The organism is Arenimonas fontis, from assembly GCF_008386465.1.
In the GTDB taxonomy this organism is placed as follows: Bacteria; Pseudomonadota; Gammaproteobacteria; order Xanthomonadales; family Xanthomonadaceae; genus Arenimonas; species Arenimonas fontis.
This window is the reverse complement of sequence record NZ_VUOD01000006.1, coordinates 1-19,457: the sequence shown is the minus strand read 5'-3', so window position 1 is coordinate 19,457 and position 19,457 is coordinate 1. Positions and strand designations below refer to the sequence as shown.

The window sequence follows — 19,457 nt, the reverse complement described above, 5'->3', positions numbered from 1 at the left end:
GTAAATACTTGAAAATACTGTTTGTTTGCATGGGGAACATCTGCCGCTCGCCGCTGCTGGAAGGCTGGGCGCGGCAGGTGCTGGGCGACACCGGCCTGGTGCGCCTGGTGGATTCGGCCGGTACCGGCGCTTGGCACGCCGGCCAGCCGCCCGACCCGCGTGCCGTTGCGGTGGCGGCCCGGTACGGCCTGGACATATCCGGCCTGCGCGCCCGCCAGGTGCGCGCCGACGACTTCCAGGGCATGGACCTGATCCTCTGCGCCGACCGCGACAACCAGCGCGAACTGCTGCGCCGGGCTCCGCCGGACGCCCGCGCGCGCATCGCCCTGGCCCTGGACTGGGCCGGGGTGCAGGCCGGTGGCGAAGTGCCTGATCCGTATTACGGGAGCGCAGCCGACTTCGAACGGGTCAATGCCCTGTGCCGTGACGCGGCCGAGGGCCTGCTGCGGCGCCTGCGCGGGCAGGCATAATCCCCGGCACGTCCAAGGAGCAGCGCATGTCGCCGGCCCTCGCCCCCGAACTGCCCGACACCCTGCATTGGCTCAATGCCGACCCGCAGCCGTTGCCCGCCTACCGCGGTCGCGTGCTGGGTCTGATGTTCTGGAATTCCGGCTCGGCGTACTGCCAGAACATGGTGGACGAGCTGCAGCGCCTGCAGGCGCGCTTTCCCTTGGCCTTGTCGCTGCTGGGGCTGCACGTGCCCAAGTTCGATGCCGAACTGGACAGCCGGCTGGTGCTCAAGGCCGTCAACCGCATGGGACTGTCCTTTCCGGTGGCCAACGATCCCGGCTGGGTGGCCTGGCAGCACTACGGCATCCGCGCCTGGCCCTCGGTTGCCCTGGTAGACTCTCAGGGCAGGCTGCGTCAGGTGTTTGCCGGCGACGACCAGGGCCCTGCCCTGGAAGCCGCGGTGTCGCAGCTGGTGGAAGAGGCCGACGGCGCCCTTTCGCCGCCGCGGCAGCCGCGCCGCCTGGGTGCCGAGCCACGCCTGCCCCTGGCCTTTCCGGCCGGGCTGGCGGCGGGCGAGAACCATCTCTACGTCGCCGATACCGGCCATCACCGCGTACTGGAGTGCAGCCATTCCGGCCGGGTATTGCGCGAGTTCGGCACCGGCCACGGCGATTATCTGGACGGGCCGGTCGAGGAAGCCGCGTTCCGGCATCCGCGCGGCCTGTGCCTGGTCCGCGAATCGCTCTACGTCGCCGACGCCGGCAACCACTGCATCCGCCGCATCCGCCTGCTCGACGGTGCGGTCGAAACGGTGCTGGGCCAGGGCCGGTCCGGGCAGCCGCACGAGGGCAAGGGAAAAGGAGCCGATTTCGCCCTGAACCAACCCTGGGACCTCACCGGTGGCATCGAACGCCTGTACATCGCCATGGCGGGCAGCAACCAGATCTGGGAATACGACCTAGGCCAGTCGCGAATGCGCTGCCTGGCCGGCACTGGCGAGCTGGGCATCGCCGACGGGCCGGCCCGCAGCGCCATGTTCGCCCATCCTGCCGCCTTGGTGCAGGTGCAGCAGATGCTGTACGTGGCCGATTCCGCCACGTCGGCGGTGCGTGCGGTTCAGATCGCCCAGGGGCAGGTGCAGACCCTGGTCGGACAGGGGCTTTACGAGTTTGGCGACCAGGACGGGCAGCGCCGCGAGGCGCGCATGCAGTTGCCGCTGGGGCTGGCCCTGGATCCCGGTTCCCCGGTGCTGTGGGTGGCCGATGCCTACAACGGGCTGCTGCGGCGGCTGCGACTGGGCGGCGGCGACATGGCCACGCTGGAATTGTCGCATCCGCTGGAGCAGCCGGCCGCTCTGGCCGCAGGCTCCGGTTCCCTGTGGATCGCCAACACCGGCGCGCACGAGGTGCTGCGGTACGACTTGGGCACCGGCAAGCTGACCCGCCTGCCGATCGGCGAATGAGCGGGGAAGCGGCTCCGGCGCCGGCCTTCGACGGCAAGGCCTTCGTGCGTGGCCTGACCTCGGCGCCGGGCGTGTACCGGATGCTGGCGGCCGACGGCAGCGTGCTCTACGTCGGCAAGGCGGCTTCGCTGCGCAAGCGCGTGGCCAGCTACTTCCTCAAGGAGCAGCCTTCCCGGCGCATCGCCCTGATGGTGTCGCAGATCGCCGGCATCGAGGTGACGGCGACCCGCACCGAGAGCGAGGCCCTGATCCTGGAGAACCAGCTGATCAAGGCCCTGCGTCCCCGCTACAACGTTCTGTTGCGGGACGACAAGAGCTACCCGCACATCCTGCTGACCGAGGAAACCTGGCCGCGACTGGCTTTCCACCGCGGCCCGCGGGCGGTGGCCGGCCGCTATTACGGGCCGTATCCAGGCTCCGGCGCAGTGCGCGAGACCCTGGACCTGATGGCCAAGATCTTCCGCTTGCGCACCTGCGAGGACAGCGTGTTCCGCAACCGCAGCCGACCCTGCCTGCAACACCAGATCGGCCGCTGCAGCGCGCCTTGCGTCGGCCTGATCGCCGCCCGCGACTACGACGCCGACGTGCGCCGGGCCGCCCTGTTCCTGGAGGGCCGCAGCAACGAACTGGTGGACGAGCTGACCCGGGCCATGGACGAGGCCTCGTCGCGGCTGGAGTTCGAGCAGGCGGCGCGGCTGCGCGACCAGATCGCGGCGATCCGGCGCGTGCAGGCCCGGCAGTACGTCGAAGGCGAGCAGCTGGACATGGACATACTGGCCTGCGAGGTCGGGCAGGGCAGCGCCTGCGTGCTGCTGCTGGCCTTCCGCAACGGTTTCAATCAGGGCACCCGCAGCTTCTTCCCGCGTACCAACGGCGAGGAATCCCCGGCGGAGGTGCTGGGCGCCTTCGTCGCCCAGCATTACCTGGAGCAGCGGCCGCCGCGCGAGATCGTGCTCAGCCACGACATCCACGACCGGGCACTGCTGCAGGATGTGCTGAGCAGCCAGGCCGGGCGCAAGGTCGAGATCAAGGCCTCGGTGCGCGGCGAACGGGCCCGCTTCCTCGATCTCGCCAGGCAGAACGCCCGCCTGGCCCTGAATGCCGAGCTGACTTCCAGCGTTGCCCAGCGCACGCGCCTGCTGTCGCTGCAGGAGCTGCTGGGCCTGGCCGAGCCGCCGGCGCGCATCGAGTGCTTCGACATCAGCCACACCCTTGGCGAGGCTACGGTGGCCTCCTGCGTGGTGTTCGACACGGAAGGTCCCGTGCGCGGCCAGTACCGGCGCTACAACATCACCGGCATCACTCCGGGCGACGACTACGCCGCCATGCACCAGGTCCTGCAACGCCGTTTCCGCCGCGGCATGGACGAGGGCGTGCTGCCGGACCTGCTGCTGATCGACGGCGGCGCCGGCCAGCTGGCCCAGGCGCGGGCCGTGCTCGACGAGTTGGGCGTGACCGGCGTGGCCCTGGTCGGCGTGGCCAAGGGCGAGGAGCGCCGCGCCGGTCACGAAACCCTGATCCTGCCGGACGGCAAGCAATTGCGCCCGGGCGCGGCCTCACCCGGCTTGCAACTGATCCAGCAGGTGCGTGACGAGGCGCACCGCTTCGCCATCACCGGCCATCGCGGAAAACGCCAGAAGGCGCGCGAGACCAGCCGGCTGGAGGACATTCCGGGCATCGGCCCGAGGCGACGCTCGGCCCTGCTCAAGCACTTCGGTGGCCTGGCCGGCCTGCGCGGGGCCGGCGTCGAGGAAATCGCCCGTGTCGAAGGGGTGAACCGCGCCCTGGCCGAACGCATCTACCACGCCCTGCACGGACTTGGGCCACAATCTCCCGACGACGCTTCCAGCGCAGGCACGCCGTGACCCTGACCATTCCCACCCTGCTGACGCTGTTCCGGATCCTGCTGATCCCGGTCCTGGTCGCAGTCTTCTACCTGCCTTATGCGTGGACCAACATCGCCGCGGCGGCGATATTCCTGCTGGGCGCCAGCACCGATTGGCTGGATGGTTGGATTGCCCGCAGGTTCCGCATGTTCTCCGCCTTCGGCGCCTTCCTGGACCCGGTGGCCGACAAGCTCACCGTGGCCTTCGCCCTGCTGCTGGTGGTGGAACGGCACGATACGCCCTGGATGGCCCTGCTCAGCGCCATCATCATCGGCAGGGAAATCACCATCAGCGCGCTGCGGGAGTGGATGGCGCAGGTCGGCGCGCACGGCCTGGTGAAGGTGGCGGGGCTGGGCAAGCTCAAGACCATCGTGCAGATGGTGGCGATCACCTGCCTGTTGTTTGAGGAAGACCTGCTGGGCCTGCCCGTGTTCAGGATCGGCGAATGGCTGCTGGCGGTGGCGGCGACGCTGACCCTGTGGTCGGGCTGGGACTACCTGCGCGCCGCCTGGCCGGCGATGCGGCAGAAGGGGTAGGGATGGCTAAGGTCGTTTTCGCGCTGACGGGGTATTGACACCCCCGGGTGGCTTGCCCAAAATGCGCGTCTCCCGCGGGAATAGCTCAGTTGGTAGAGCACGACCTTGCCAAGGTCGGGGTCGCGAGTTCGAGTCTCGTTTCCCGCTCCAGGTTCCGACAAGACCCCGCTCGCGGGGTCTTGTTCTTTCCGGGCCAGGCAGGCGCTAAGCTTGCTTCCGGATCGCCTCCCGGCCGGGTGGCAGAGTGGTTATGCAGCGGACTGCAAATCCGCGTACGCCGGTTCAATTCCGACCCCGGCCTCCAGTTCGAAGCCCCGCCCCGGCGGGGCTTCGTCTTTTCCGCTGCTGCCGTTGTCGTCGCCGGCAGGCTTGCGGCACCATGCCGGCAGGCCCGGCCCGGGTGGCGAAACCGGTAAACGCAGGGGACTTAAAATCCCCCGGCCGCAAGGCCATGTGGGTTCGACTCCCACCCCGGGCACCAGCACAGGAGAGCCCATGCTGCCTTCGCGATACTGGCCTTTCGCGGCCTGCCTGCTGTTGACGCTGGTTTTCGGCATCGCCCTGGCCTGGACGCCGGTGGCCGGCTGGGGGCTGGCGATCTTCGGCGGCCTGAGCGTCGTCGGCGTGATCGACCTGTTGCAGCGCAAGCAGGCCCTGCGGCGCAACTATCCGGTGGCGGCGCATTTCCGCTACGGCCTGGAATCCATCGGCCCGGAGATCCGCCAGTACTTCATCGAGAGCGACACCGATGAGCGGCCGTTCTCGCGCCAGCAACGGGCCATCGTCTACCAGCGCGCCAAGGACGTGTTGGACAAGCGGCCTTTCGGCACCCAGCGCGACCTCTACGGCGAGCACTACGAGTGGATCAACCATTCGCTGCGGCCGGTACGGATCGAATCGGCCGACTTTCGTGTGGTCGTGGGCGAGGACCGCGCGCAACCCTACGCGGCCAGCGTGTTCAACATCTCGGCGATGAGCTTCGGCTCGCTTTCCGCCAACGCCATCCGTGCGCTCAACGAAGGTGCACGGCGCGGCCGCTTCTATCACGACACCGGCGAGGGCTCGATCTCGATCTACCACCGTGAGAACGGCGGCGACCTGGTCTGGGAGATCGGCTCGGGCTATTTCGGCTGCCGCAACGGGGAGGGCCGGTTCGACGCTGAGCGTTTCCAGCGCAACGCCGGCGACCCGCAGGTGAAGATGATCGAACTCAAGCTCAGCCAGGGCGCCAAGCCCGGCCAGGGCGGGATCCTGCCGGCAGCCAAGGTCAGCGCCGAAATCGCCCGGGCCCGTGGCGTACGGCAAGGCGTGGACTGCGTATCGCCGGCGGCGCACAGCGCCTTCGACACGCCGATCGGCCTGCTCGAGTTCATCCAGCGCCTGCGTGATCTGTCCGGCGGCAAGCCCACCGGCTTCAAGCTGGCCATCGGTCATCCCTGGGAGTGGTTCTCGATCGCCAAGGCCATGCGCGAGACCGGCATCCTGCCCGACTTCATCGTCGTGGACGGCGGCGAGGGCGGCACCGGCGCGGCGCCACTGGAGTTCACCGACCATGTCGGCGCCCCCATGCGCGAGGCGCTGATGCTGGTGCACAACACCCTGGTCGGCCTGGACCTGCGCGCCCGGGTCAAGCTGGCGGCTGCCGGCAAGATCATCACCGCCTTCGACATCGCCCGGGCCATGGCCCTGGGCGCGGACTGGTGCAATGCCGCCCGAGGCTTCATGTTCGCCTTGGGCTGCATCCAGTCGCAGAGCTGCCACACCGACCGCTGCCCGACCGGCGTCGCCACCCAGGACCGGCACCGCCAGGCCGCCCTGGACCCGGCCGACAAGGCGGCGCGCGTGCACAACTTCCACCGCAACACGCTCGAAGCGCTCAGGGACCTGCTGGCCGCGGCCGGGCTCGAGCATCCGCGCCAGTTGGGCCCCGAGCACATCATCCGCCGGATATCGTCCACCGAGGTGCGCTCGCTGGCCAAACTGCACCGCTTCGTGCCGCAGGGCCAGCTGCTGGAAACCATTCCCGACCATCCGGTGTTCCAGGTGTTCTGGGAAAGCGCCCGGCCGGACCGGTTCGCGCCGCCGCCGGAAGCCGCGGCGATGCTGGCGACCAAGTTGCGCTGAGCCGTGGGCAAAGCGACCGTGGCCGGAAGCGGCGACGTGCAAGCGCGGGGCGCTGTCGCCGTCCCGCCCTCGTCGGCTTGACCGGTTTTTGCCCCCCGCGTAAGATGCGCGGCCTCCCGGGCGGTTAGCTCAGCGGTAGAGCACTGCTTTCACACGGCAGGGGTCACAGGTTCAAATCCTGTACCGCCCACCAGGATCCGAAACCAAGCCGGGCATGCCCGGCTTTTTTCATGCCCGGACGCCGGGCGGCTCATTCCAGCTGGGCACGCGCGAACTCGGCGTCCAGCGCTTCCATCGCGTCCCGCGGCTTCAGCTTGCCGGCCTTCTCGTAGGCAGCCGCAGCGGCGTCCTCGCCATCCTCGCCATGCAGGAGCAGCAGCATGGCGGCGTGTTCGTTGTGCGCCACGGGTGCCGCCGGGATCAGCTTGAGCGCGGTGGCCATGTGCTTCTCGGCGGCGCTGGCCTTGGCGCCATAGGTCAGGCCGCCGACCATGGCGCCGACCTTGCCGATGATCTCGGCGTGGTACTGGGCCATGGCCAGATGCGCCTCGGCATGTTTCGGGGCGAGTTCGAGCGCCTTCTCAAGCGCCTTGCGCACTTTGCCGGCCAGGCCCATTTTCAGGGCCTTGGCGATGCTGATGCCCTGGCTGTAGCGGCCCAGCCCGAAGGCATGGCGGTAATGGCTGTTGGCCTCGCCGGGCAGGGCGGCGATGGCGTCCTCGGCCAGCCTGGCCACCCGCTCGAAGCGCTCGAGCCGGTCGTCTTCGTCGTCCACCAGATGGGTGGCGTGGATGCCCAGGGCCTTGCAGGCCACCGAGGCGCCGACGGGGCCCAGGGCGACGCCGGCCTCGTAGGCCCGCTGGAAATCGCCGCGGTGGAAGGCCCGCCAGGCCTCCTGCAGGGCCTCGGCCAGGCCCTCGGCGTCCAGGCCCTTGGGCGCGGCCTTGCCGGCGGCCTTGATCAGGGCGGCGGCGCGTTTGTCGTCCGGGAAGGGCTCGGCGTCGCCGGCATGCAGGTCCGGCCAGGCCTTCCTGAGCTTGTCTCCGGCGTAGTCGAAGCCCTTGCCATCGTGCGGGAAGCGGGCCCAGGCGGATTTCTTCGCGGCCATTGGCGGTCTCCTGACAGGGACGTCCAGCTTGTCCCGAGCTCCGTCGGGCCGCAAGCGGGCTAGTGTGAAAACTCGACGCGGCGACACCAGACTCGGGCCCGACACCGGCCCTTTCCGGCCGCACGACACGAGGTGAGCCATGACCCGTTCGACCCGTTCCGCCAGCAAGGCCCGTCCGGCCCGCGCCGCCGCCACGCCCGTCACCGCCCGCAACCTGCTGCTGGCCGGCCTGGGTGCCGTGGCCATCGGTCGCCGCCAGGCGGCGCAGGCTGTCGAGACCCTGGCCGCCGCTCCCGAAGCGCTGCGCGAGCGCGCCTGCGCCGCAGCCGAGCAGGCCCGCAGCGAGGTCGCGAAGCTGCGCAGGCAGGCGGAAAAGAAGATCGCCCCGCTACGCAGGCAGGCTGAGGCCAAGGTGGCGCCGCTGCGCAAGCAGGCGCTGGCTTTCGCCGACCAGGCCCAGGCCGAGTTCGAGACCCGCCTGCAGCCCGTGCTGGCGCGTTTCGGCCTGGCCGACAAACCGACCCGTGCCCGCCGTCGTTCGGCGGCGAAGAAGGCGACCCGCCGTCCGGCTGCCCGCAAGGCCAGCAAGCGCGCCCGCCGCGCCTGAATCTCTCTTCCCGTCAGTTGGGAGACTTGTTGCCCCGGCCCGCAAGGCCGGGGCATCTTTTTGCCGAAGGCGCCATGCTGGCGGCGCCGTCGGCGCATCGGGGATAATCGCGGCCTCTCGCGCCGAAACCCGGAGTTCCATGAGCGCCCGCATCCTCGATGGCAAGGGCATCGCCGAAGACCTGCTGGACGACCTGGCCAAGCGGGTCCAGGCCCGGCTCGCCGCCGGCAAGCCGGCACCCGGCCTGGCCGTGGTGCTGGTGGGCGACGACCCCGCTTCGGCCGTCTACGTGCGCAACAAGCGCCGCGCCGCCGCGAAGGTGGGCATTCGCGCCGTCGACTACGACCTGCCGGCCAGCACCGGCGACGAAGAGTTGCTCGCCCTCGTCGACAGGCTCAACGCCGACCCGGCCATCCACGGCATCCTGGTCCAGTTGCCGCTGCCGGGCGGTCGTGACGCCAGCGCCCTGATCCATCGCATCGATCCGCGCAAGGACGTGGACGGCTTCCACCCGGAGAACGTCGGCCACCTGGCCCTGCGCCAGTTCGGCCTGCGGCCCTGCACGCCACGCGGCATCACCACGCTGCTGGCCTATACCGACCAGCCGGTGCGCGGCCGCAGCGCCACCATCGTCGGCGTCAGCAACCACGTCGGCCGGCCGATGGCGCTGGAACTGCTGATCGCTGGCTGCACCACCACCTGCTGCCACAAGTTCACCCCGCGCGAGGTGCTGGAGCGGCAGGTGCGCGAGGCCGACATCCTGGTGGTGGCGGTGGGCCGGCCGGGCATCGTTCCGGGCGAATGGGTCAAGCCCGGCGCCGTGGTCATCGACGTCGGCATCAACCGGCTCGAGGACGGCCGCCTGGTCGGCGACGTCGGCTTCGAGGAGGCGGCCAGGCGCGCTTCCTGGATCACGCCGGTGCCCGGTGGGGTGGGGCCGATGACCGTGGCCACCCTGATGCAGAACACGCTCGAGGCCGCCGAGGCCTTCGACACACAAGCGTCATGATGATCGTCTGACATCGAGGCCGGGATGCCGATTACGACGCGCCGATTCTTCCGCCTTGCCCTGATTGCCGCGCTGGCGGCGTTGCTGGCCGCCTGCGCCGCCATCGCCGGCCGGGCCGGCGACCGCCTGGCAGCGCAGCTCGGGCAGGCGGTGGTCGACAGCGACGATCCGGCCACCGTCCGCGACGGCCTGCCGGCCTACTTGCTGCTGATCGACGGCCTGATCGCCGACGGCAAGCCGGATTCGCCGCGCAAGGCGAGCCTGCTGCTGGCCGCGGCGGAACTCAACGGCGCCTACGCCGGCAACTTCACCGGCGACGATGCGGTGCGGGCCCGGCGCATGGCGGCCAAAGCGCTGGACTACGCCCGGCGCAGCATCTGCGTCACCGACGAGGCGATCTGCAGGGCCCTGGACGGCGATATTCCAGCCTTTGAGGCGGCGGTGGCGAAGGCGTCGGCCGAGGATGTGAAAGCGCTTTACGGCCTGGCTGCGGCCTGGGCCGGCGTACTGCAGGCAAACAGCGGCGACTGGGGCCTGATCGCCGAACTGCCCAAAGTGCAGGCCCTGCTCGAGCGGGTGGTGGAGATCGAGCCCGGCCACGGCGGCGGCATGGCCCAGGCCTACCTGGGCGTGCTGCATTCGCTGCGCCCGGAATCCTTCGGCGGCCAGCCCGGGCGCGGTCGCCAGCATTTCGAACAGGCGATCGCCCTCAGCGGTGGCCGCAACCTGATGGCGCGCACGTTGATGGCGGAGTACTACGCCCGCCTGGTCTTCGATCAGGACCTGCACGATCGTCTGCTCGGCGAGGTACTGGCCGCCGACCCGGTCGCACCCGGCTATACGCTGATGAACGTGCTGGCGCAGGAGCGGGCGCGTAAGCTGCTGGAGAGCGGCAAGGACTATTTCTGAGGCGAGGAACGATGAGCCGGGGCATGCGCGCAATCCTGACCCTTCTGGTCTGCTTGCTGGCGGGCACGGCCTGGGCCCAGCAGATCAAGATCGCCACGCTGGCGCCGGAAGGCTCGGCCTGGATGCGCGAGCTGCGCGCCGCCGCCGCCGAGGTCAAGGCCGGCACCGGGGGCAGGGTGGAGGTGAAGTTCTACCCCGGCGGCGTGATGGGCAACGACGCCGTGGTCTTGCGCAAGATGCGGCTGGGACAGCTGCAGGGCGGAGTGTTCACCGGCAGCGAGCTGTCGCTGGTCTATCCGGATTCGCAGCTGTACAGCCTGCCCTTCCTGTTCCGGAACTGGGACGAGGTGGCAGCGGTGCGGGCCCAGGTCGACCCGCTGCTGGCCAAGGGTTTCGAAGAGCGCGGCCTGCGCCTGCTCGGCGTGAGCGGCGTCGGTTTCGCCTACATCATGGGCAACAAGCCGCTGCGCAGCCAGGCCGACGTCGCCGGCATCAAGCTGTGGGTGCCGCAGAACGACACGATCGCCATCCGCACCTTCGAACTGGGCGGAGTCAGCCCGATTCCGCTGCCGATCGGCGACGTGTTCACCGCGCTGCAGACCGGCATGGTGGACACCGTGGCCAACACGCCCAGCGGTGCCATCGCCCTGCAGTGGCACGGTCGGCTGCGCAGTCTCGTTGATCTGCCGCTGAGTTACGTGGTCGGTTTCCTGGTGCTGGACGACAAGGCCTGGGCAAGACTGTCGCCGGAAGACCGGCAGGTGCTGGCCGGGGCCTTCGCCGGCGCCGCCCGCCGCATGGATGCCAGCGTGCGCGAAGACGAGGACGAAGCCCTGAAAGCCTTGCGCCGCCAGGGCCTGGTGGTGACCGAGCTGGCGCCGGAAGAGGCGGCGCGCTGGCGCGGACTGGGCGAGCAGGTGATGGCGGAACTCGAAACCAGGCAGGCGATCTCGCCGGCCTTGCTGGCGGAAGTCCGGCGGGTGCTGGCCGAGGCAAGGGCCGACTGAATGCCCGCGCAGCGGACGCGGCGCTGGCTGGACGGCCTGCACCGGGCGGAGGACATGCTGCTGGCGGCCCTGGTGGCGGCGCTGCTGCTGCTGTCGGTGAGCCAGATCGGCCTGCGGGTCTTTTTCGACACCGGCCTGGCCTGGGCGGAAGCCGCGGGCCGGGCTGGCGTGTTGTGGCTCGCCCTGCTGGGGGCGCTGGCGGCGACCCGCGAGCGCCGCCACATCGCCATCGACGTGTTGCCGCGCTTGCTGCCGCCACGGCTGCGCCGGCTGGCCTGGGCCGTCGCGCAACTGGCCGCGTCCGCGCTCTGCGGCAGCCTGGCCTGGCTGGGCTGGGGCCTGGTGCGGCTGGAACGCGAGGCGCCGGTGCCCTTCATCGAGGGCATCCCGAGCTGGGTACCGATGCTGGCCCTGCCGCTGGGCTTCGGGCTGATGGCGCTGCGCTTCCTGCTGACGGCGGGCACTGGCCCGGGGGCAGACCGTGCGCCAGGCGCGCCGCCATCCCCGGAGACGGGGGAAGGGGCGCGGCCATGAGCCTGTGGCTGGGCCTGCTGATCCTGCTGGCGTTGGCAGCGCTGGGCATGCCCCTCTTCGCGGTCATCGCCGGCGTGGCCCTGCTGGGTTTCCACCTCGCCGGCTACGACCCGGTGGTGCTCGCCGTCGAACTTTACCGGCTGGGCGACTTGCCCGGCCTGGCCGCCATCCCGCTGTTCGCCCTGGCCGGCTACCTGCTGGGCGAGAGCGGGGCGCCCAGGCGCCTGGTGCGCCTTTCGAACGCCCTGCTGGGTTGGCTGCCGGGCGGGCTGGCCATCGTCGCCATCGTCGCCTGCGCCTTCTTCACCGCCTTCACTGGCGCGTCCGGCGTCACCATCGTGGCCCTGGGCGCCCTGCTGTATCCGGCGCTGCGCCAGGCCGGCTATTCCGAACGCTACAGCCTGGGCCTGGTGACCGCCGGCGGCAGCCTGGGCCTGCTGTTCGCGCCTTCGCTGCCGCTGATCCTGTACGGCTTCGTGGCAGGGCAGGCCGGGGGCGGGGAGGTGACCATCCCCGACCTGTTCCTGGCCGGCCTGCTGCCCGGCGCGCTGATGATGGCGCTGTTGTCCCTGCAGGCGATGCGCGAGGGCTGGCGCCTGCCGCGTGGTGCACGCTTCTCCTGGTCGGAACTGGCCGGCGCCCTGCGGGAAAGCGCCTGGGAGCTGCCGCTGCCCCTTATCGTGCTGGGCGGCATTTACTCCGGCGCCCTTGCGGCCAGCGAGGCCGCAGCTGTGACAGCACTTTATGTTTTGATCGTAACTGTATTGATAAATAGGGAAATATCCTTCCGGGAGCTGCCCCGGGTAATGGCCGAGGCCGTGCGCCTGGTAGGCGCCGTGCTGCTGATCCTCGGAGCCGCGCTGGCGCTCTCGGCCTGGCTGGTGGATCAGGAAGTGCCGACCCGGCTGTTCGAATGGCTGAGCCGGCACGTGCACAGCCCGCTGGCCTTCCTGCTGCTGCTCAACCTGTTCCTGTTGGCGGTGGGCATGCTGCTGGACATCTTCTCGGCGGTGGTCATTCTCGTTCCCCTGTTGCTGCCGGTGGCGGCGGCCTTCGGCATTCACCCCGTGCACCTGGGCATCGTCATGCTGGCCAACCTGCAACTGGGTTATTTCACCCCGCCGGTAGGCATGAACCTGTTCATCGCCGCCTACCGTTTCGGCCGGCCGATAGGCACCCTGGTCAGGGCCTGCATTCCCTTTTTCCTGATCCTGGCGGCGGCGGTGCTGCTGATCACCTGGTGGCCGGGCCTGTCCCTGGCGCTGCTGGGCTGACGGGACGCCAACCGGCCCGAGTCGCCGCAGCCGCGTGGTGGCGGGCCGGCAGGCTATAATGCCGCGCTTCCTCACCCCGGAGCCGCCCATGCTGCGCATCCAGGCCGAAGCGCTCACCTTCGACGACGTCTCCCTCGTCCCCGCCCACTCCACGGTCCTGCCCAAGGACGTCAGCCTGGCCACCCGCCTCACCCGCGGCATCCGCCTGAACCTGCCGATCGTGTCCGCGGCCATGGACACCGTTACCGAGGCCCGACTGGCCATCGCCATGGCCCAACTCGGCGGCATCGGCATCATCCACAAGAACATGTCCCTGGCCGAACAGGCGGCGCAGGTGGCCACGGTCAAGAACTTCGAGGCCGGAGTGATCCGCGAGCCGTTCACGGTGACGCCGCAAACGACCATCGGCGAAGTGCTGAAACTGACCCGGGCCCGCAACATCTCCGGGGTGCCGGTGGTGGAGGGCGGCCAACTGGTGGGCATCGTCACCAGCCGCGACATGCGCTTCGAGAAGAAACTGGACGACCCGGTGAAGAACATCATGACCCGCAAGGACAAGCTGGTCACGGTGCGCGAGGGGGCAGGCGACGACGAGGTCCTGGAGCTCATGCACCGGCACCGCATCGAGAAGGTGCTGGTGGTGGACGACGGCTTCGCGCTCAAGGGTCTGATCACGGTCAAGGACATACAGAAGGCGCGTGACAACCCGAACGCCGCCAAGGACGCCGACGAGCAGCTGCTGGTCGGCGCCGCGGTCGGGGTCGGCGGCGACACCGAGGCCCGCATCGAAGCCCTGGTCGCGGCCGGCGTGGACGTGATCGTGGTGGATACCGCCCACGGCCACAGCCAGGGCGTGCTCGACCGCGTCGCCTGGGCCAAGAAGCACTACCCGAACCTGCAGGTGATCGGCGGCAACATCGTCACCGGCGACGCGGCGCTGGCCCTGATGGACGCCGGCGCCGACGCGGTGAAGGTCGGCGTGGGCCCGGGCTCGATATGCACCACCCGCATCGTCGCCGGCGTGGGCGTGCCGCAGATCACCGCCATCGACATGGTGGCCGACGTGCTCAAGGACCGCATTCCGCTGATCGCCGACGGCGGCATCCGCTACTCCGGCGACATCGCCAAGGCCCTGGCGGCCGGCGCCAGCGCGGTGATGATCGGCGGCCTGTTCGCCGGCACCGAGGAATCGCCGGGCGAGGTCGAACTGTTCCAGGGCCGCAGCTACAAGAGCTACCGCGGCATGGGCTCGCTGGGGGCGATGGAGAAGGGCAGCAAGGACCGCTACTTCCAGGACGCCTCCGACGCCGACAAGCTGGTGCCCGAGGGCATCGAGGGCCGGGTGCCCTACCGCGGCCTGCTGCGCAACATCGTCCACCAGTTGGCCGGCGGCCTGCGCGCCTCCATGGGCTACGTGGGCTGCGCCACCATCGAGGAAATGCGCACCCGTCCGAAGTTCGTGCGGGTGACCAATGCCGGCGTGCGCGAAAGCCACGTGCACGACGTGCAGATCACCAAGGAACCGCCGAACTATCGGATGAGCTGATGCACGACATCCATTCCGACAAGATCCTCATCCTCGATTTCGGGGCCCAGTACACCCAGCTGATCGCCCGGCGCATCCGCGAGTTCGGTGTCTACTGCGAGATCTGGGCCTGGGACCACGACCCGGCCGAGATCAAGGCCTTCGGCGCCAAGGGCATCGTGCTTTCCGGCGGCCCGGAATCCACCACCGAGGCCGGCTCGCCGCGGGCGCCGCAGGAAGTGTTCGATCTGGGCGTGCCGCTGCTGGGCATCTGCTACGGCATGCAGACCATGGCGGCGCAGCTGGGCGGCCTGGTCGAGGGCGGCCACCACCGCGAGTTCGGCTATGCCGAGGTGGAAGTCACCGCCGAGTGCGCCTTGCTGGACGGCCTGAAGGACCACGCCGGTAGCCCGCCGCGCCTGGACGTGTGGATGAGCCACGGCGACCGGGTGACCAGGCTGCCCGAGGGCTTCGCTGCCGTGGCCCGCACCGCCAGCGTGCCGATCGTGGCCATGGCCGACGAGGCGCGGCGCTGGTATGGCGTGCAGTTCCACCCCGAAGTCACCCACACCAAGTCGGGCGCGCAGATGCTGCGCCGCTTCGCGGTGGACATCTGCGGCTGCCGGACCCTGTGGACGGCCGCCAACATCATCGAGGACCAGATCGCCCGCGTGCGCGAACAGGTGGGCTCGGACGAGGTCATCCTCGGCCTGTCCGGCGGTGTGGATTCCTCGGTGGTGGCGGCGCTGCTGCACCGGGCCATCGGCGATCAACTGACCTGCGTGTTCGTGGATACCGGCCTGCTGCGCTGGCAGGAAGGCGACCAGGTGATGGCGATGTTCGCCGAGCACATGGGCGTGAAGGTGATCCGCGTGAACGCCGCCGAGCGCTACTTCAAGGCGCTGGCCGGCGTGGCCGACCCCGAGGCCAAGCGCAAGATCATTGGCAACCTCTTCGTCGAGATCTTCGAGGAGGAGTCGGGCAAGCTGAAGAACGCCCGCTGGCTGGCCCAGGGCACCATCTACCCGGACGTGATCGAGTCGGCCGGCAGCAAGACCGGCAAGGCTCACGTCATCAAGAGCCACCACAACGTCGGCGGCCTGCCGGCGCACATGAAGCTGGGCCTGGTGGAGCCGCTGCGCGAGCTGTTCAAGGACGAGGTGCGGCGCATCGGCGTCGAGCTGGGCCTGCCGCGCGAGATGGTCTACCGGCACCCGTTCCCGGGCCCGGGCCTGGGCGTGCGCATCCTGGGCGAGGTCAAGCCCGAGTACGCCGAGCTGCTGGCCCGCGCCGATGCCATCTTCATCGAGGAACTGCGCAAGGCCGACCTGTACGACAAGGTGAGCCAGGCCTTCGCCGTGTTCCTGCCGGTGAAGTCGGTGGGCGTGGTGGGCGATGCCCGCGCCTACGAGTGGGTGATCGCCCTGCGCGCGGTGGAGACCGTGGACTTCATGACGGCGCACTGGGCGCACTTGCCCTACGACTTCCTCGACACAGTTTCCCGCAGGATTATCAATGAGTTGCGGGGGATTTCTCGCGTGGTTTATGACATCAGCGGGAAGCCGCCGGCGACGATTGAGTGGGAGTGAGGCGCGGCCCTTGGCACGGTCGCGATCTCAGAATCCCGGGTACTTCCGCCAGATCCGCCGGTTCAGCTCTTCGTTGTCGCTGTGCTCGCCGATCACCCAATCCTTGAAGGCGTAGAGGTCTTCCGCCAACTCGGTGATGACGTCGCGCAGCTCCAGTGGCGCCAGCCACTCGGCAGGGATCGCCTTGACGCCGTGCATCGCGCCGAGCAGGTTGCCGACGATCGCTCCGGTTGAGTCGGAGTCACCATCGTGGTTCACGGCCAGGATCACGCCCTGTTTGAAATTGCGGGCGACCAGCGCGCAATAGATGGAAATCGCCAGCGCCTCTTCGGCGATCCAGCCCTGGCCCAGCTGGGCGATGGCTTCTTCATGAGCCAGGCCTGAATCGGTCAACTCCTCAGCCATCTCAATGGCCCGCAGCGTTTCCTCGTGGCCTGGCTCGGCTCGCAAGACGCTCTTGGCGGCGGCCAGTGCCTCGGGTAGCGAAGCGCCATCTGTCAGTGCAAGGACTAGCACTGCCAGCACACCACCGGTCAGGGCTCCGGTCGGGTGCCCATGGGTCAGCGCAGCCAATTCGGTACCCAATCGGAAGGCGTCTTGGGGAGATTCGTGCTGACGCAGGCGCCAAGCGAACAGACCGACCGGCGCAACCCGCATGACGCCGCCGCAGCCCTTGCTGTCGTTGCGGGCCGGTTCCCCGAGATGGTTCATCGCCCGAAGGGCTGATAGACAGGTGTTGCCCGGTGCCCGACGGCTGTGCAGCTGACGCTGCTGAAACAGCCAGCCAGGCTCATCAGTACCGAAGTTGATGTCACATGTCGGGCGTTCGCCCTGGGTTTGCAGCCAGCGCAGATAGGCATGCGCCGTTACCCCGGTATAGGTCGTGCTGCCCTTGAAACAGCCGCGCACCCAGGCTCGGATCAACCCTTCGGCGGTGAACAACGTCATCTGCGTGTCGTCGGTGATCTTCCCCAGGCCGCCGTACGCCGGTGCGTACTGGGTGATGCCATTCGGGCCGAAGCGACGCAGAATCTCGGTCCGCTTCATGAACTCAACCGGTGCGCCCAGCGCATCGCCGACTGCACCGCCGAGTAGGCAGCCCAGAAACCGCCCCCGAACCGTGCGTTTTTGCTGACGTTTTCTGCGCCAGGCCGGTGAGGCCGGCGTCTCGATATCTTCCGTCGGGCCCGCATCGTCAACCGGCTCCTCGTCCTCATTGCCGGACAAGGTGTAGTAGACGCCCAGCTCTGCGACCACGCGCGCGGCGGGCCGGGCAACGAGGTCCAGCTGCTTGCGCCACTCGAGCACATCGGAGCCGTCCCAACTGATGCCCAGGCCTTTCTCCCAGTAGGACAGGTAGGCCTCGCCCCGGTCGGCCGCGTAGTAGTTGCCGTTGCCGGCGGAGCAGTCGAGCGCGTACTCCCAGTTGTTCTCGCGCATGCAGACCCCGTGCTCAGGGTGCGGCGCTTGCCCCAGCGCGATCAGGTATTCCGCGCTCTTGGCGTCCAACGGGCGAAACACGGCCACCCGCAAGCGTCCGTCGTCCCGGGCGGTAATGGCAGCGATCAGAGCATCGCCACGTTGGATGGTGACAAGTTTGCCGCCGAGGTCTACGGGCCCCACCTCGAGCCACCAGTGGTCACCGGCAGCTGAAATGACATCGCGGGCATCGTCAGGCGCCAACAGCTCGGAAAGCCGATCCATTGCGGGTTCGACCTGCTGCCATGCGGCCTTTCCATCCCGGCTACGCTGTTGCAGGCCGTGCAGCATCGCGGCCAGCGGAAGATCCCCACTGTCGAGTAAGGCCGGCTTCAGCTCGGTTACAGGGATGGGGTACGGGATATCCGGCAACCCGTAGTGCGCCAGCGTCTCTGGCTTGAGGTGAAGCTCTGTGAAATTTTGCATGGCGCTCGTATCGATCCCTTCCACGTCCTTGACCCGCAGGCGCAGGCACTCCATCAATCGCAGGCCGCTGCCGTACAGCAGCGCCGCCATCAACGCCTCGCGTCCGCACAGATGGCGCAGCAAAGCCGTCGTTTCCGCGCGCGACAGCACCACCGGCAAGCGCGGCGCGCGCTTGGCCCGTACCACGTTCTCCATCCACGGCAGTTCCTGCGCCAGCACCTCGCGATACAGGAACAGCAGCGCCGACAGCGCCTGGTTCTGGGTACTGGGCGCCACCCGCCCCTTGCGCGCCAGGTCGCTGAGGAAGCGTTCCACTTCCGCGCCGCCCATCTCGCGCGGATGCCGCCTGCCGTTGGCCTGGATATAGCGGCGAATCCAGTACAGATACGCCTGCTCGGTACGCAAGCTGTAATGCTTCATCCGCAAACGGCGCCGAACTTCGTCCAACAACCGTGGCCGTTCCGGCTGGGTTCGCACGCCGGTTACGGCTGCAGCGCTGCGGTCATATTGCATATGGACGTCTCCACACCGGATAACGCCCTCAATGTTTCATGCCCCCAGCCCCGCGCCCATCGCCACAAACCACTGATTCCTATAGGAAAAGCCTGATTGACGAGCCCTCAGTCCTGCCACAGAATCCGTGCTACGCCCCACTTCGGGGTCTAATAGTAGTTAGACCTCCAAACATGAGCGCACCTCCGAACATCGAAGTCTTCAATATCGTCGCAGCGAAGGTCCTCGTTAAGCTCTACGAGGCGTTCCCCACCCCGACCAACATCGACCCGACCGTGTTGGGGATTGGCGTACTACTGGAAGAGAAGTACGCGGAAGGAAGCCCGCAATACCAACACCTCCTTACTGCTGCGGATGCGACCATCCGGTTCCTCATCGACGAAGGTTTCGTTCGAGTCTCGGATGGGCCGCAGTACCTGGAGGTGCGTGGGTTCCAGAGCCTGGTGCTCACCAGCAAGGGATTTGCGCTTCTTCAAAAGACTCCGGAGTCAGTGGATTCTTCTGTGGATCGGAGAAGCTACTTTGAGCGCCTCAAATCGGTTACGGCGGCGGGTGCGAGGCTCGCGGCTACTGAAGCAATCGGACCGCTCGTTGCGCGGATGCTCGGCGCGGTCTAACGATTCATTCAAGCCGACGCCGCTTCGCGGCGCGGCTTAATTCTGGTGTTAGGTTTCAGCACAGACATTGGGGCTACTTGATGGAAATTCTCATTGCTAGATCGGGTGACGAAATTCACGTCTCCGTGCCTTTCGCTCTCAAAGACAGAGCAAAAAAGGTGCCTCTTTTCAATTTCGAGTGGGTAAGCTGGACCTGAGCAGGTACGGGATCGGGTATGACTGACAAGCTGTTTGAGGCTGCCTTGGGGGTCTCTCCGCCGTGGCAGGTGACGGGCGCGGACTTCGATTTGGCGGCCAAGACGCTCACCATCCGGGTGGACTTCATCGCCGGCAGCCGCTTCGCGCTGGCTGGCGTGGAGGGCCAGCATCCGGTTCACGACACCGTCGCCAAGCGTTACCGGC

General features: G+C 68.4%; 16 protein-coding genes, 4 tRNA genes and 2 pseudogenes. 19 read left to right on the top strand and 3 right to left on the bottom strand.

The genetic code is table 11. The features are described 5' to 3' along the window. Nucleotides 1–8: 8 nt before the first annotated feature. The 9 genes from F0415_RS08865 (at nucleotide 9) to F0415_RS08825 (ending at nucleotide 6,651) form a co-directional block, all read left to right on the top strand. On the top strand, nucleotides 9–470 hold the full coding sequence (locus tag F0415_RS08865; protein WP_149860861.1) for a low molecular weight protein-tyrosine-phosphatase: 462 nt from the start codon (nucleotides 9–11) through the stop codon (nucleotides 468–470). A 26-nt stretch (nucleotides 471–496) separates the two neighbouring features. Continuing rightward, nucleotides 497–1,912, top strand: a complete 1,416-nt coding sequence (locus tag F0415_RS08860; protein WP_149860860.1) for a redoxin domain-containing protein — start codon at nucleotides 497–499, stop codon at nucleotides 1,910–1,912. After that, nucleotides 1,909–3,777, top strand: coding sequence for an excinuclease ABC subunit UvrC (uvrC, locus tag F0415_RS08855; RefSeq protein ID WP_149860859.1), 1,869 nt, complete (start codon nucleotides 1,909–1,911; stop codon nucleotides 3,775–3,777). Before F0415_RS08860 ends, uvrC begins: the two co-directional genes overlap by 4 nt. Next, nucleotides 3,774–4,334, top strand: a complete 561-nt coding sequence (gene pgsA / locus F0415_RS08850) for a CDP-diacylglycerol--glycerol-3-phosphate 3-phosphatidyltransferase (RefSeq protein ID WP_149860858.1) — start codon at nucleotides 3,774–3,776, stop codon at nucleotides 4,332–4,334. The genes uvrC and pgsA overlap by 4 nt, the downstream gene beginning before the upstream one ends. A gap of 74 nt (nucleotides 4,335–4,408) precedes the next feature. Beyond that, nucleotides 4,409–4,484: transfer RNA gene (locus F0415_RS08845), tRNA-Gly, on the top strand. An 80-nt stretch (nucleotides 4,485–4,564) separates the two neighbouring features. Further along, nucleotides 4,565–4,638 (top strand) — tRNA-Cys (locus F0415_RS08840). 90 nt (nucleotides 4,639–4,728) lie between these two features. Then, nucleotides 4,729–4,815 (top strand) — tRNA-Leu (locus tag F0415_RS08835). Between the two features lie 14 nt (nucleotides 4,816–4,829). Continuing rightward, nucleotides 4,830–6,458, top strand: coding sequence for an FMN-binding glutamate synthase family protein (locus F0415_RS08830; protein WP_149860857.1), 1,629 nt, complete (start codon nucleotides 4,830–4,832; stop codon nucleotides 6,456–6,458). 118 nt (nucleotides 6,459–6,576) lie between these two features. After that, nucleotides 6,577–6,651, top strand: a tRNA-Val gene (locus F0415_RS08825). A gap of 57 nt (nucleotides 6,652–6,708) precedes the next feature. On the opposite strand, the gene F0415_RS08820 is transcribed toward F0415_RS08825, so the two are convergent. Then, entirely contained in the window at nucleotides 6,709–7,566 is an 858-nt protein-coding gene (locus F0415_RS08820; RefSeq protein WP_149860856.1) for a tetratricopeptide repeat protein, read from the bottom strand. Between the two features lie 139 nt (nucleotides 7,567–7,705). Between F0415_RS08820 and F0415_RS08815 the strand changes: the two genes are divergently transcribed. The 8 genes from F0415_RS08815 (at nucleotide 7,706) to guaA (ending at nucleotide 16,020) form a co-directional block, all read left to right on the top strand. Further along, nucleotides 7,706–8,173, top strand: a complete 468-nt coding sequence (locus F0415_RS08815; protein WP_149860855.1) for a hypothetical protein — start codon at nucleotides 7,706–7,708, stop codon at nucleotides 8,171–8,173. A gap of 139 nt (nucleotides 8,174–8,312) precedes the next feature. Next, entirely contained in the window at nucleotides 8,313–9,182 is an 870-nt protein-coding gene (folD, locus tag F0415_RS08810) for a bifunctional methylenetetrahydrofolate dehydrogenase/methenyltetrahydrofolate cyclohydrolase FolD (protein ID WP_149860854.1), read from the top strand. A 24-nt stretch (nucleotides 9,183–9,206) separates the two neighbouring features. After that, nucleotides 9,207–10,091, top strand: a complete 885-nt coding sequence (locus tag F0415_RS08805; protein ID WP_149860853.1) for a TRAP transporter TatT component family protein — start codon at nucleotides 9,207–9,209, stop codon at nucleotides 10,089–10,091. Nucleotides 10,092–10,114: 23 nt separating this feature from the next. Beyond that, nucleotides 10,115–11,098 carry a TRAP transporter substrate-binding protein DctP gene (gene dctP, locus F0415_RS08800; RefSeq protein ID WP_188310345.1) on the top strand — a complete coding sequence of 328 codons (984 nt, stop codon included), beginning with the start codon at nucleotides 10,115–10,117 and terminating at the stop codon, nucleotides 11,096–11,098. Next, on the top strand, nucleotides 11,099–11,632 hold the full coding sequence (locus tag F0415_RS08795) for a TRAP transporter small permease (protein ID WP_149860851.1): 534 nt from the start codon (nucleotides 11,099–11,101) through the stop codon (nucleotides 11,630–11,632). Beyond that, entirely contained in the window at nucleotides 11,629–12,906 is a 1,278-nt protein-coding gene (locus F0415_RS08790; protein WP_149860850.1) for a TRAP transporter large permease, read from the top strand. The genes F0415_RS08795 and F0415_RS08790 overlap by 4 nt, the downstream gene beginning before the upstream one ends. An 88-nt stretch (nucleotides 12,907–12,994) precedes the next feature. Next, the gene (guaB, locus tag F0415_RS08785; RefSeq protein ID WP_149860849.1) at nucleotides 12,995–14,452 is read left to right on the top strand and encodes an IMP dehydrogenase; all 1,458 of its coding nucleotides are present in this window, start codon (nucleotides 12,995–12,997) and stop codon (nucleotides 14,450–14,452) included. Continuing rightward, complete coding sequence (gene guaA / locus F0415_RS08780) at nucleotides 14,452–16,020, top strand: glutamine-hydrolyzing GMP synthase (RefSeq protein ID WP_149860848.1); 1,569 nt, start codon at nucleotides 14,452–14,454, stop codon at nucleotides 16,018–16,020. Before guaB ends, guaA begins: the two co-directional genes overlap by 1 nt. A 27-nt stretch (nucleotides 16,021–16,047) precedes the next feature. Here the strand turns inward: guaA and F0415_RS12710 are convergent, their stop codons facing one another. Next, on the bottom strand, nucleotides 16,048–17,724 hold the full coding sequence (locus F0415_RS12710) for an ADP-ribosylglycohydrolase family protein (RefSeq protein WP_342780503.1): 1,677 nt from the start codon (nucleotides 17,722–17,724) through the stop codon (nucleotides 16,048–16,050). A 219-nt stretch (nucleotides 17,725–17,943) separates the two neighbouring features. Beyond that, a pseudogene (locus F0415_RS12705) lies at nucleotides 17,944–18,438 on the bottom strand (phage integrase N-terminal SAM-like domain-containing protein); the annotation flags it as partial. A gap of 173 nt (nucleotides 18,439–18,611) precedes the next feature. On the opposite strand from F0415_RS12705, the gene F0415_RS08770 reads away from it, so the two are divergent. Together F0415_RS08770 and F0415_RS08765 are read left to right on the top strand one after the other, a co-directional pair. Continuing rightward, nucleotides 18,612–19,055, top strand: a complete 444-nt coding sequence (locus F0415_RS08770) for a hypothetical protein (RefSeq protein ID WP_149860846.1) — start codon at nucleotides 18,612–18,614, stop codon at nucleotides 19,053–19,055. Nucleotides 19,056–19,270: 215 nt separating this feature from the next. Beyond that, nucleotides 19,271–19,457: pseudogene (locus F0415_RS08765) on the top strand (ISL3 family transposase); the annotation flags it as partial.